Raw genomic sequence first — 14,269 nt, 5'->3', positions numbered from 1 at the left:
ATCACTCATCCTTAGTTTCCTCGATGCTCCCTCGGTAGCCATCTGGGTTCACGCTTTCACCGGTTACCTGGCGTATGTTCTCCAACAGTTTTTCTTCCTGATAAGGTTTACCCATATACATGTTCACGCCCAGCGACAACGCCCGCTGACGGTGCTTGTCTCCGGTTCGTGAAGTAATCATGATAATGGGAATATCCTTGAGACGACTGCTGCCACGCACATTTTTGGCCACCTCAAAGCCATCCATTCTAGGCATTTCGATGTCGAGCAACATGGCATCGGGAATATGGTCCTGAAGCAGCTGGAGCGCATCCGCACCATCTTTGGCGGTCAGGACTTCATAGCCTTCCCGTTCCAGGAAGCGGCCGGTTACTTTACGTACCGTCACCGAATCATCCACCACCATAATGGTTTTAAGGCCGACATCGCTATCGGGCTTGGGAGGCTGGTCGAGCAGCAGTTCGGCATGATGCATCAATGCCGCTTCCTGTCGGATCATCGCGTGTGGATCCAGAATGACCACTACGCTGCCGTCCCCCATCACAGTAGCCCCCGAAACCCCCAGCACATTGGAGAATTGTTGGCCCAGGCTCTTTACCACGATTTCACGGCTTCCCATGAGCATATCCACTTGCATGGCAACCGTGTTTTGAGCCGTTCGCACCAGCACAACCGGAAGCGGCATCGCCTGGCCCTCAAGCTTGGGCCGGGCATCCAGATTCAGCAGATTGCCAAGATAACGTACCTGGTATTTTTCACCGGCGTATTCAAAGCGCGCGTCCTCGTTGCGGTAATAATGCTCCAGCTCGAAGGGGCTGACGCGCACAATACCCTCGATGGTATTGAGTGGAATAGCGTAGCGGTCGTCACCGATTCTGACCATCAGTGCCCGGTTTACCGAGACAGTAAAGGGCAGCCGTACGGTAAATTCCGTGCCTTCGCCCCAGCGGGAGTTGATGGTCACTCCGCCGCCCAGCTGTTTGATTTCGGAATGCAACACATCCATGCCCACTCCACGACCGGAGATCTGTGTCACATTCTCCGCCGTACTGAAGCCAGCGTGGAGAATAAACTGCATGATGTCGCGATCACTGAGTTTGGCTTCGGGGCTCATGAGCCCTCGCTCGATGGCCTTTTCCCGAACCCTCTCCAGGTTGATACCGCGACCATCGTCGATCAGACGCAGGATAACGTCGCCGCCTTCCCGCCCGAGGCTTAATATGATGCGTCCCGCTTCCGGCTTGCCCGCGGCAATCCGCTCTTGCGGCGCTTCGATGCCGTGGTCCACAGCATTGCGCAGCATGTGTTCCAGGGGGGCGACCATGCGCTCAAGCACCGTTCTGTCCAGTTCGCCTTCGATATTATCGAGTTCGAAATTGACCCGTTTGTTCAACTCTCCTGACACCTGGCGAATAATCCGGCGCAGTCTCGGCACCAGACGCGAGAAAGGCACCATTCGCGATCGCATCAGGCCTTCTTGCAAGTCGGTGTTGATTCGAGACTGTTGCAGAAGCAGGGTTTCGGCGTCCCGGGTCTTGTCTGTCAGAGTGTTCTTCAGGTCCATCAAGTCTGAAGCGGACTCGATCAGAGAACGCGATAGCTGCTGCAACTGCGAGTAGCGGTCCATTTCGAGCGGATCGAAATCCTCCATTTCCGCCATCTGTTCTTGTCGGAAAAGAATCTGTGCTTCGGTTTCGATGTCCAGTCGGCGCAGCTGTTCCTGCAGGCGGGAAATGGTGGAATCCATCTCATCAATGGCGCCTCCGAGTTCACTCACCTGCTCTTCCATTCGAGCCCGGCTGATAGAGGTTTCACCCGCCAGATTGACCAATTCTTCCAGCAGTTCCGCAGAGACCTTGACGACTTCTTGTGGAGCCGCCCGACGTGCCTGCAACGGAGCCTGAGCGGCCCCACCGGTCGCAGCCGGTGCTACTTGTTGAGCAGCAGAAGGCAACTTGAAATCGTCGCCACTGGTGACTGTTGGTATGTTGTCTTTGGGAGTAAACGGCAGGATGTCCGCACCGCCGCTCTCCGGGCTGGTTGTGCCGGTTTCCGCCTCGGCTGCTGTGTCAACGTCTTCCACTGCCTGCGGCAAGGATGCCATCTCGGATTCCACAGGCTCACCTGCCAGCAGAATATCCGATGAACCGCCTGCCATTGCCGTTTTGACCTGCTCTACGCCTTGCAGTAATTGGTCCTGATAGGCATGCACTTTGGCGAAGAAGTTGTCGTCAAGCGAATCATTACTGCTGAGGTTGATCAGATCAGTTTCGAAATCGTGGGCAACATTGCCCAGCTCCATCAGGCCTGCCAGGCGCGCGCCGCCTTTAAGGGTGTGCAAGCTGCGTTTGAGAGCCTCAGCGCAATCCGTACGACTCCAATCCTCAGACCAGTCGTGGACCGACTGTTCGACTTCTTCCATCAGCTCATCGGCTTCATCCAAGAAGATTTCCACAATTTCCGGATCGAATTGCAAGTCTGATACGGCGGCTTCTGTGGTGGGTTCCGTCGCCTCGGAGTGTGACTCGATATCCTGGGGAGTTGTTTCCGCCTCAAGGCTGCCCGATTCCGGTATCAGCTGTTCGTCTGCCGCTGCGGGCTCCTCATGGCCAGCTGCAAGCTCTTGTTCGGTTGAGGGTTCTTCATTTCCAACGACGGGTTCCAGTTCCGCCGAGGGCTGTTCATCTCCCGCTGAGGGCTGTTCATACCCAGCTGAGGGCTGTTCATCTCCCGCTGAGGGCTGTTCATACCCAGCTGAGGGCTGTTCATCTCCCGCTGAGGGCTGTTCATACCCAGCTGAGGGCTCTCCCAATAAGTCAGCGGGTAAGGCGCCGCTTGCCATGGCGGTTTTGACCTGTTCCACGCCCTTAAATAATTGGTCTTGATAGGCGTAGACCTTGTCAAAGAAACCGTCATCAAGCTGATCATTGCCGGTAAGGCTGATCAGGTCGGATTCGAAGTCGTGAGCGACGTTGCCTAGGCCCATCAGGCCCGCAAGTCGGGCACCTCCCTTGAGGGTGTGGAGCGAGCGTTTAAGTGCTTCAGCGCAATCGCTGCGGCTCCAGTCCTCTGTCCAGTCGTGCACGGACTGCTCGATTTCTTCCATCAGCTCATCGGCTTCATCAAGGAAGATTTCCACAATCTCAGGATCAAAGTCGTGGAGCGAAGTATGGGCTTCGGCTTCGGCTTCGGCTTCGGCTTCGGCTTCGGCTTCGGCTTCGGCTTCGGCTTCGGCTTCGGCTTCGGCTTCGGCTTCGGCTTCGGCTTCGGCTTCGGCTTCGGCTTCGGCTTCGGCTTCGGCTTCGGCTTCCAGCCCAGTGTCGAAAGGTTCGACGTCAATGTCCAGTAATTCCTCACCATCGATGGCATCGTTGAGCTGCTGCAATGGCTCCAGATCCGGGGTTTCTGCCTCCACCGATTGCAACAGACTTGCGGTGAGATCTTCGTCGAGGACGGCGCCATCCACGTCAATCACTTCTATCTCGGAAGCATCGACAATAAATCCGGATTCCAGACCCCCGAGCAAAGCCTGCTCTTCGTCTGACGATGACAGGCGTTGAGCTAAAGATCGCAGCTGCTCCTGCTGCACAGTATCCAGCTCCGGCAGATTCTGACCGGCAGCGACGGCGTCTACGGTATCGAGCAGTTGTTCATGGGCTCGCAACAACAGCTCATAATCATCCGGTTGCAGAGCAGAGAGGTCGCCACGAGCCTGGCGATATACCCCGGCCAATTGGCGGCTGATCTGAGCCATGCTAGGCAGATTGGCAAGCTCGGCGCCTTCGGCCAATGCCTCCAACTCCTGGGTTAGAGGTTCTATTTTGTCGGTCAACTGGGGTTGCTGTTGCCAATGTTGCAGAATGTCGTCGGCATCGAGCAACAGATTCATTTCCTCTGCCATAAAAATGGACAGCAGCTGGGGATCGACAGATTTTTTCTGTTTGGCCTGCTCTTCCTTCCGAACAAGAGGACCAACGGTCATATCCCGCAGCTCGGCGACGCGCGCCTGAAATTGGCTCAGGCGCGGAATGTCGACGGAAACCCTGTCGCGAATCTGTTGCAGCGCTGAGTGCGTATAGGCAACGCCATCTTTCAAAAGTTGAAGAATATCGGCGTCGATATTGAGCTGATAAGTACGCAACTCCTTTGCGAACCGCTCCAGAGGCGTCGCCAATTCCGCAATGGCATGAACATCAGCCATATGAGCGCTGCCCTTGAGCGTATGCAATGCTCTTTGCATGGCTTCGCTCGGTGGCGTAAACAGCGGAGCTGCTTCATCCATTTCGGCAATAAAATCTTCCACGACCTGTAGATGGCCAATGGCTTCACCACCGAATATCTCCCACAGAATCGCGTTGCTGTCATCGTCTTCTTCGGCGGTTTCTTGCTGGGAGTCTTGCGTAACAACTTCCGGGGCTGTGACTTCTGCTGCATCCTCGGCTTTTGATGCCCCTGCAAGACTACCCGGGGCTTCAACGCCATCGATGGACTCGGGAGCCGGTTCGGTAACCGCGGCCTCTGTCATATCGGGCTGTTCGCCGCGACTGATCGCTTCGCCCCATAGGCGCAGCTGTTCCACTCGTTGAGGATCTTGCAGTGGGTGTCGATGCTCAAAGGCATCAATACAGGCGGGAATCACTTCACGCACCTGACGAATCAGCTCCACCTGTCTCTGGTCTGCGGTGATACCGCCTTCAATCAACCGGTTCAGCATATTTTCGACAGACCAGGCCAATTCGCCAATGACCGTCGCGCCTACCATGCGACCGCTGCCTTTCAATGTGTGAAAGGCACGGCGGAATTCTCCTAAAGCCTCGCTATTATTGAAGTCTTGTGCCCACTGGGGGAAGAATTCATCGATGTTTTCCAGGACTTCCCGAGCTTCTTCGATAAAGATCTCTATGATCTCTTCGTCAACTTCGTCTTCATCCTCATCGTCTTCCTGTGCCGTCATTTCCTCGCCAACAGCAGTGCCTTTGTCAGCCTCATCAGAAGACCCGGATTGAGCAATCTCTATCTCATCCGCGTCAGTTGCGACTGCCGCGGACGTCTCTTCAATTTCCTCGTCTTCTACCGATTCAATGGATTCTGAATCATCGAGCTGTTCGTACTGCAGGAGTTCATCTTCAGCAAGCGGCTCTGGAGAATCCGAGAGCTCGGCCTCACCAGAGTGCTCCGGCTCGGTTTCCAGTGGTGTCGATACCGGCGTCTCCTCGGCATGGTGATCGGGAACAGTCGGCTCCGGTGCCAGCGACAGGTGAGCAAGATCTTCCGGTGCCACACTGGCTACGGGTTCCGGCACGATGGGTTCTGGTTCGAGCTCAGCTGGTCGGTCTCCGGTAATGGCATACCCCAGAGACGCCAGGCTCTCTTCGGCCAAGGTGAGTAAGACATCATCGTTTTCCTCACGATCTCCACTCAGCCTTTCCAGATAGTATTCAACGCTGGTAATCGCATCAGCCAATGTATCCAGGGTGCTCCACTCCAGGCTGGTTTCTCCACCCAGCAGCTCCCTTTCAATATAGCGACCGCAGCCTTCGAGAATTGCAGCGGGGCGTGGCAGAGGCATCATAGTCAAACCGCCGCGAATCCCATTTAGCAATTCCGGAACAGGCTGCAGATGCTCACTGTTCCACTGTGAAGCAATGAACTCGATGATCGCGTCTTTCGCCTGCTCCAGACCATTACGCGCTTCGCGCAAAACCGATTCCTGTGCCTGACTGATCTGCAGATGACGGCCTTCCTGTGGTGTACCGACCACATCGACACTGACATTGCTGGCACCGGCCATGATCGCCAGGCGCTGCTCAATAGCCACAACCTCGTCGGCAACGCCGATCAGCACATCCTGATTGACCTGGCCCTGCTCATAGGCACATTCCAGATTATCCGCCTGCAGCATGATCTGGCGACGCAGGTCGCCAACACCCAACACCGCCAATGTGTCGGCCACCCTTCTCATAACTGGCAGAGCATCGCTTACCGCGGCTTCGTCATTGCCGGATAAGCTGATATCGAGTGCCTGCTTGATAGCGGTCAGCTCATCATTGAGCGCATGAACCACACTGCGAATGGTTTCCGGATCCGGACCCGATAACAATCCGCCTTCTTTTTCTCCGCCCTCTTTGACCGGCAGAGCCTCTTGTAGCGCGAACTGTGCTCGCAGGCGCTCAATCCGAGGAGTGGATGCTTCGCTGCGCGCGACATAATAAAGCAGGTTTTTAAGCAGTTCTTCGCGAGTGCCGCTGTTCAGTGCCTTGGGGCCGTGCTGGGCAAACAGTTTGATTTCCCGATCCAGCTGCCGCATCAGCGACTTTAGTGACACACTGATCTGGATATGCTCGGAGTCCAGTCCTTCGGCTACGGCAGAGGCGATATCCCACAGAGGCTGGCGAGGGCTGCCGGATGTGAGGTTATGGAGACGCTCAAATACTTTCTGCAGGTATTGGAGGTTCTCGTCAACTTTGACACCACGCATAACCCCGGCGGCAGCGTATTGGTACATCTGCCGCAGTTTTTCCATGATGGCTTTGAACTGCTTGGGGTTATTGCGAGCGGGGTTAGGCTCTCCACTGACTTGCTGGATGGAGGAAATATCGGGATTAAAAAACTGACTTTCAGACAAAAGACTGGAGCCCCGCGCCGCCCGCAGGTCATTCAGCAAGGGCAGAAGACTGCCCGGATCGTCATGGCGATGGGCTTTGACCTGCTCAAGATAAATGGGCAGCTGCAAAATAGCCCGCATTAATACCTCGTAAGCTTCGGTATCATTGCTGACGCCTTGATTCATCAGAGCCTGACAGATAGCTTCCATTTCTTCGGCTAACAGGGCGGCACCGAATACCTCGACCATCTGCAGACTGCCGTGGACCTGATGGATATGTGTCAGGCAGAAGCGGATACGAGTGGAGTCCTGGGGGTTGTCCACGTACGCTTCCAGTGCCTGGCGAGCCTGTTTGAGAGTCTCTTCGATCTCCCCCATGACCCAGTCAAGCGCTGTATAGTTGCGGTTATCCGCCATCATCTGGCTTCCCCCTGATTATTCTTGTCTGCGGCGATCCGGCCACTCATGAGCTATACCCTTATGTATGCTTGTACCCGATCATCCGGCACTCTCTGCAGACCGGGATGCTCCCAATCCACGATTTCTCCCAGGCCGATGAGCAGAATCCCCCCCGGTTTGAGCCGGGTGGCCAGTTCGTTGAGGATTTCCCGGCGCAACCAGCGCCTGAAGTAAATCAACACGTTTTGGCAGAAAATAATGTCCAGTGCCACCCGCGGTACTTCAGAGATTTTCAGCAAATTGCCGGGCGAAAAGCAGACCCTGTCGCGCAGTTTATCAATCACCTGCATACGTCCGTCTTCAAGACGATTGAAGTAGCGGGCCTGTTCGTCGGTGGCGACCGGTTGCAGTTTGCGGGCTGAATAGATGCCGGTGCGAGCATGCTGCAGAGCAGGCTGGCTGATGTCTGTGGCTGTGATCCCATAGTAGGGCTCAAGCCCGGCCAGTTCGAAGCAATCATTAATGACCATGGCCAGTGAATATGGCTCTTCCCCCGTGGCGCAGCCGAGACTCCAGACTTCAAAGCTCTCTGTCAGCACCTGGTTGTTAATTCGGTTCTGGAGATCCTGGCGCACCAGTTCCACCGAGTCCCGATGACGAAAGAAACTCGTTTCCTTGACCACCAGTCGATCGATCAGGATCGACCACTCCACCATACCAAGCGCGCCACTGGCGACTTGATCAAAGTACTGATTGTAATGCTTGACCTTGAGCTCTCTCATGCGCTTGGCCAGCTGTATCTGCAGAAACCCTCGCTGGTGAGGCGACACTTGGATACCTGTGCGCTCTTCCAGCAATTTGTTCCAACGCTCAAACTGCACGTCAGTCAGTTTCGGCGCCTGCTTTAGTGACCACGCCATCGAGATTACCCATCAATCCCCGAACGGTTCTGCCAAATACCACTCATTTGTCGTCAGGCCAGGCGCTGTTGGTTGTCCTGATCGTCATCAACAATGTCTTTGGCGATATCAAAGCCATCCAGATCTTCGCTGTCGAGGTCCAGATTGATGTCCGCGTTAAGGTCGTCCTGGGGTTCCGGTGCAGCCTGTACATCTGCAGACTGAGCTTCCGGGCTGAGGTTGAAGTCGGCCACTTCTGGCGCGAAGTCGTCTGTGGCAACAGGCGGTTCGTCGTTGCTGGCCTCTTCGGGCAGCGTGAAACCGGCAACCGACTGACGCAGATCCAGTGCCATATCAGCCAGGTGTCCAATAGATTCCGCCGTCGCTCCGGTACCGGAGGAGGTCTGTGAGGTAATTTCCTGAATGACGTTCATCGTATTGGAAATGTGGCCCGCTGAAGACGCCTGCTGGCGCGCGGCGTTGGAAATGTTTTGAATCAGGTCTGCGAGGCTGGTGGATACACCCTCAATCTCTTCCAGTGCCACGCCCGCATCCTGGGCCAGACGTGCCCCTCGTACTACTTCCGAGGTGGTCTGCTCCATGGAGATAACCGCCTCGTTGGTATCGTTCTGAATGGTCTTAACCAGCGCTTCAATCTGTTTGGTTGCAGCAGCGGAACGTTCCGCGAGGCGCTGTACTTCGTCCGCTACCACCGCAAAGCCTCGCCCGGCATCACCGGCCATCGACGCCTGAATGGCCGCGTTCAATGCCAGGATGTTGGTCTGATCGGCAATGTCGTTAATCAACGATACGATGTCACCAATCTCCTGGGACGATTCACCCAGTCGCTTGATCCGCTTGGAGGTGTCCTGAATCTGTTCGCGAATGGTGTCCATACCGTGAATGGTGTTCTGCACTACCTTGGAACCGTTGTTCGCAATGGATACCGAGCGCTCCGCAACCGCGGCGGATTCGGCGGCGTTGGCCGATACCTGGTCAATGGTCACAGCCATTTCGTTGACGGCCGCTGAGGCTCCGGCAATTTCCTGGGCCTGATGTTCAGAAGCTTCGGCGAGATGCAGCGCTGTCTGCTGGGTATCCTGGGCCGCCGAGGATACATTCACTGCCGTTTCGTTAATTCGCGATACCAGCACCCGCAATTGGTCAATGGTGTAGTTGATAGAGTCCGCAATCGCACCGGTGAAGTCTTCGGTTACCGTCGCCGTGGTGGTCAGGTCACCGTCGGCGAGATCCGCCAGTTCGTCGAGCAGACGCAAAATCGCGCTCTGGTTGCGTTCGTTGGTCTCAGCCGTTTCCTGCAGACGCTCCCTGGTACCGTTATAGATCTGTACACCCAGCAGCAACAGACACAACACCACAATGCCGCCGAGGATCAGTGACGTCAGGTTATTGGGCTGACGCTCTCCGGCCTGGGCGCTAATACCGTTAGACAGTTTGTTCAACGCTTCCAGCAGAACCGGGCCATCATCCAGCAGGGCATCGGCCGCCTGGCGGGCTTTAAACAGCGCCGGTGAGGCTTCGAAGATCTCGCGTACTGAGGAGCTCACGAATTCGAACAAATCGCCAATTTCGTTGAGCGATTCCACCGCATCGCCGTCAGTCACCCGGGAAATACTCATGGCGGTATCGCCCTCTTTCATGCCGAGCAGTACCTTTCCGAAGAGATTGGCGTCGAGGTTAAACTGGTCCGCCGCGCTGTCGGCATCGCCGCCGCCACGCAGCATCTTGTCGACGTTTCGCCCGATACGCTCAGCCCGCCAGGACTGCATCTGGGCTACCGCTACCTGGTCAGCCGGAGCGTTGTTTTCCAGAAGGATCTCGACAATGTAGTTGTGCTCGGCCTGCAGCTCCGGCAGAGACTCGTTCAGGGTCGTGGCCACATCATTGAGGAAGATAATGGTGTCTTTGTTGGTGATGATGGTCTCGGCGTTGGTCTTGACCCGCTGCCATACCCCTTCATAACCGGCGATTTCGTCAGCCAGCGCCGAGCGGGTACCGGCGTCACCAGAGCGGAGCTTGCCCCAGGTGTCGTTCATACTGCTCACCACGCTTTGCAGCTCCGCAAAAGCCTGTTCATTACCCGACGTGGACTCACGCGAAAGCGCCGTCAATCGGTATGAATAGGCCCGCAGCTCAGCGGTGAGCTGCAGATACTGCTGATCCCTGCCGGCATCGCGCTGCACAATGATGACACTGGCAACGGTCGCCACCAGGGCCAAAAACAGGGCAATCACCAGAACCGTCATGGTTCGGTTTGCCCTGATGGCGGCGACGAGGTTTCTGGACTCAATTTTCATGCTACGCGCTCCTGACCGACGTTGCGATTAATAGCCGCTGCGGGCAATCTTGCCCGCCCCTGCTTATCCTTTCCTGCTTTCTTTGCTCAGGCTGATGCCGCGTTTAGAAATTGCCCATCCTGGCTCAGTAACGCCGGGCTGAACACGATCCATTCGACATCGTCCTGACGATAACAGCCGCGGCTGAATGCCGAGGCCGGGTGTTCTGAACTCACTTGGTCACTGTAGGTATCAACGGGAAAGTGTTGCATGCCAAATACGCGATCCACCATCAGTCCGGTGTAGAGTTCATCGTTTTCCAATATAAGAATTCTTTGGAGTTTGCGCCCCGTGGTGAGTCGTTCGCCGAAAAAGGCGGCAAGATCGCACACCGGCAGTAGGCGTCCACGAACGTTGGAGACCCCTTTCACCCAGGGCTGTACGCCGGGGAGGCGGGTGTAGGGCGGCACTTCGAGCATCTCCGTCACTTCACCCATGGGGGCGACAAAACGACGCCCGAGCAACTCAAAACCAATTCCGCTCCAGTGCGGCTTGATATCAACTTGTGCGGGTAAACCGCGGGCAGATTTACGACACTGACGCGCCAACCCGAGCAGCGCCTGGAAAGCCCTGGCGGCCGAATCTTCTGCGCTGAGGGCGTCCGTTTGTTCAGCCATAGCGAATTACGCCAACACCTCATTGACCACATCCATTAGGATTTTTTCCTCAATGGGTTTGGTCAAATAGGCTTTGGCGCCCTGTCTAAGCCCCCAGACTCGATCGGTTTCCTGATCTTTGGTGGTCACTATCACCACGGGAATATTGGCGGTTTCCTGGGCTTTGCTCAGTTGCCGCGTTGCTTGAAAGCCGTTAAGTCCCGGCATCACGATATCCATAAGCACCGCGTCAGGTCTTTGCTGCTTGGCCGCACTGACCCCGGCCTCCCCGTTTTCCGCAGTGATAACCTGGTGCCCGTTTTTCTCCAGAATGCTGGTGAGCTTGTATGTTTCGGTTGGAGAGTCATCAACGATGAGTATCTTGGCCATGGCGTCCCCTGATGCGGTGTTGTTTTGTCTGACTTCAGGTCAGTTATTATCTGTTTTGTGTGCAACCAACCTATCGGCGTTAAGCCTGTGATAGTGGTTCCAATCTTACTGAACCAGCTCCTCTCAAGAGGCCTGACGATCAGCGACATGGGTTTCAATGGCCCCCAGCAATTCGCTCTTGCTGAAGGGTTTGGTCAGATATTGGTCAGACCCGACGATACGTCCTTTGGCCTTGTCAAACAGGCCGTCTTTACTGGAAAGCATGATCACTGGAGTATCTTTGAATTCACTGTTGTTCTTGATCAACGCGCAGGTCTGGTAACCGTCGAGACGCGGCATCATGATGTCCACAAATATGATGTCCGGTCGCGTATCCGCAATCTTGGCCAGAGCATCAAATCCGTCAGTGGCTGTGACAACCGTGCAACCCGCCTTTTTTAACAAGGTTTCCGCAGTCCGGCGAATGGTCTTACTGTCATCAATGACCATCACTTTCAAGCTTTCTAGATTCACGTCCATACACATCGACCTTCGTCATTATTGTCCTGATAAATCGCTGTCGTCACCCCCTTGACGGAAGCAATAACACCTTCTGATACCCTCCTGGGATTCCAATGCGGACACCGCAACGGGTACAGTGGGTCAGAATTCAGTGTAGTGCAGATGACGCCGGACTGGCGCGTTGCAAAATGAAGACTCGTGCGCCAACCCTGCCTGACACAACAGCGAATGAACTTTTTAACATACAAAACAGGTTTTATCTATAAGCCACTCATGAAACTGGAATTTCTCCGCCAGAGCTGTGAACTGCGCAACATTCATTCCGCGTTTTGAGCGACAATAATAAGCTTAGCATCGAATGAACTTATGGGCGGCTTGCTTTAGAGTGCTTTAGGTCTTAACTTACGGCCCACCAAGTCTGACCCTAACCCGCTGTATAGCGCCCACTGTTGAGCCCGGATATGACCATTAAGCTCGGGATCGTGATGGATCCCATTCAACGCATCAATACCAAAAAAGATACCAGCCTGGCGCTGCTGTTGGCCGCCCAGGACAAAGGCTGGCAATTGTTCTATATGGAACAGGGAGATCTGTTCCTCGACAACGGAGTCGCCCGGGCTCAGACCGCGGCCTTGAGCGTCTACAATGACTCTGAGCATTGGTATGAACTGCAGCCCCGCGAGACCATTGATTTGGGTGAACTGGACGTGATCCTGATGCGCAAGGATCCGCCTTTCGACAACGAATACATTTACAGCACCTATATTCTGGAAGCGGCCCAGAAACAAGGCAGTCTGATTGTCAACAACCCCCAAAGCCTGAGGGACTGTAACGAAAAGGTGTTCGCCACCCAGTTTCCCCAGTGTTGCCCGCCCGTATTGGTGAGCCGCAACAGTGAGCAGCTGCGCGCCTTTCACCAACAACATCAGGACGTGATCTTTAAACCCCTGGATGGTATGGGCGGCGACGGTATTTTCCGTTGCAAGCATGACGATCCCAATGTGGGCGTCATTCTTGAGACTCTGACCCATCACGGTACCCAACTGATTATGGCCCAGCGCTATATTCCGGAGATTAAAGCCGGGGACAAGCGGATCCTTGTCGTTGACGGAGAGGCCGTTCCCTATGCCCTGGCTCGGATTCCGGCTGAAGGAGAAACCCGTGGCAACCTGGCCGCCGGAGGTTCCGGTGTCGCCCAGCCACTGAGCGAGAGAGACCAATGGATCGTAAGCCAGGTCGCGCCGACTCTGAAAGAGAAGGGATTGCTGTTTGTTGGCCTGGACGTGATTGGCGATTACCTTACCGAAATCAATGTGACCAGCCCAACCTGCGCGCGAGAAATCGATAAGGCCTATGACACCAACATTGGCGGCCGGCTGATGGACGCAATTGAAGCCCGACTGCAGGACCGCTAAGCTGCAATCATGACCGCCCAGGCGCCCATTAACGCCACCGAACTCAAGCCGGTATCGGTCGACACTGTCGACCGCCTGACTTTTACCGTGTTTGTGGCCGTGGTGCTGCACGCGCTGCTGATTCTGGGCGTTACCTTTAAGACCAGCCTGAACAAGCAACCCAATCCCACACTGGAAATCACGCTGGCCACACACAAGGCCAAAGAGGCCCCCGAAAAGGCCGATTTTCTGGCCCAGCACGACCAGCAGGCCAGCGGTACCGGTGAACGTGCCAAAGAAGTCACTACTGACCAGATTGCCCCTATTGCCGACAGCCATATTCGGGAGGTAAACCCTACCCCTCAGGTTAAAGCCCACTCTCGCGAGCCCAGAGAGACAGTGCAGCCAATTGTCACGGAGAGCCGCAGTCGGCTGAAGGCTGTAGTGAAGAAAACTTCGGAACAGCAAGAAGAACAGCGGCAGCTCAGCGGCAAGGATCTTGTGGATACCCCTTTGAGCGCCGAAATTGCCAGCCTCAGAGCTAAGCTCGATCAACAGCGACAGGCAATTGCCAGGCGGCCACGGATTCATCGAATAACCTCCGTGGCCACTCAAGCCTCTGTGGATGCGGAATACCTCAGTAAATGGACCAGCAAAGTAGAGTTTGTGGGTAACCGCAATTTCCCCCGTGAGGCCATTCGCCAGCGTATCTACGGAAAGTTGCGCCTGCTGACGGTGTTACGGCCAAATGGCACCATCATGAACGTCGAAATTCTGCAATCCTCGGGTCATTCCATTCTCGACGAAGCCGCACTCCAGATTGTCCACATGGCATCACCATTTCCTCCATTTCCGCCGGAAATCAAGAAAGATGTCGACCAGTTGGAGATTATTCGTACCTGGCACTTCGAAATTACCGGGCTCTCCACCAGCGCCAGTAACACCCCCTGATCCCCGATTGCGCCCGGCCGATAAAAAAAAGCTTGTTTTCCCGGGTTTCGCCCCCAATACTGAAGTTATGGGATATTCAGCAGAAAGACATCATCGGCACGGAAAGCACAGTCAGCATGGAAACGAAAGTGGCGACAGCACTCAGCCACTCGGTAACCTTCGCAATCACTTCCTGATT

The 14,269-nt window shown here is 55.3% G+C and carries 8 protein-coding genes; 2 read left to right on the top strand and 6 right to left on the bottom strand.

The window, feature by feature from the left end; all coding sequences use genetic code 11:
* Position 1: 1 nt before the first annotated feature.
* The 6 genes from HBA55_RS08470 to pilG form a co-directional block, all read right to left on the bottom strand.
* The gene (locus HBA55_RS08470; RefSeq protein ID WP_166989580.1) at positions 2-7,021 is read right to left on the bottom strand and encodes a hybrid sensor histidine kinase/response regulator; all 7,020 of its coding nucleotides are present in this window, start codon (positions 7,019-7,021) and stop codon (positions 2-4) included.
* Positions 7,022-7,074: 53 nt separating this feature from the next.
* Complete coding sequence (locus HBA55_RS08465; RefSeq protein ID WP_166989352.1) at positions 7,075-7,923, bottom strand: CheR family methyltransferase; 849 nt, start codon at positions 7,921-7,923, stop codon at positions 7,075-7,077.
* Positions 7,924-7,976: 53 nt separating this feature from the next.
* Positions 7,977-10,220: a methyl-accepting chemotaxis protein gene (locus HBA55_RS08460; RefSeq protein ID WP_166989350.1), complete on the bottom strand. Its 2,244-nt coding sequence runs from the start codon at positions 10,218-10,220 to the stop codon at positions 7,977-7,979.
* An 86-nt stretch (positions 10,221-10,306) separates the two neighbouring features.
* The gene (locus HBA55_RS08455; RefSeq protein WP_166989348.1) at positions 10,307-10,876 is read right to left on the bottom strand and encodes a chemotaxis protein CheW; all 570 of its coding nucleotides are present in this window, start codon (positions 10,874-10,876) and stop codon (positions 10,307-10,309) included.
* Positions 10,877-10,882: 6 nt separating this feature from the next.
* Complete coding sequence (gene pilH, locus HBA55_RS08450; RefSeq protein ID WP_166989346.1) at positions 10,883-11,245, bottom strand: twitching motility response regulator PilH; 363 nt, start codon at positions 11,243-11,245, stop codon at positions 10,883-10,885.
* Between the two features lie 123 nt (positions 11,246-11,368).
* Positions 11,369-11,764 (bottom strand): twitching motility response regulator PilG, encoded by a 396-nt coding sequence (gene pilG, locus HBA55_RS08445; RefSeq protein ID WP_166989344.1) that lies wholly within the window; start codon positions 11,762-11,764, stop codon positions 11,369-11,371.
* 443 nt (positions 11,765-12,207) lie between these two features.
* On the opposite strand from pilG, the gene gshB reads away from it, so the two are divergent.
* Positions 12,208-13,161, top strand: coding sequence for a glutathione synthase (gene gshB, locus HBA55_RS08440; RefSeq protein WP_166989341.1), 954 nt, complete (start codon positions 12,208-12,210; stop codon positions 13,159-13,161).
* Between the two features lie 9 nt (positions 13,162-13,170).
* Positions 13,171-14,091: an energy transducer TonB gene (locus HBA55_RS08435; protein ID WP_166989339.1), complete on the top strand. Its 921-nt coding sequence runs from the start codon at positions 13,171-13,173 to the stop codon at positions 14,089-14,091.
* The last annotated feature ends 178 nt before the right edge of the window (positions 14,092-14,269 follow it).

The sequence above is a fragment of the Pseudomaricurvus alkylphenolicus genome (assembly GCF_011683955.1).
Lineage (GTDB): Bacteria > Pseudomonadota > Gammaproteobacteria > Pseudomonadales > Cellvibrionaceae > Pseudomaricurvus > Pseudomaricurvus alkylphenolicus.
This window is presented reverse-complemented; position numbering and strand designations above follow the sequence as displayed.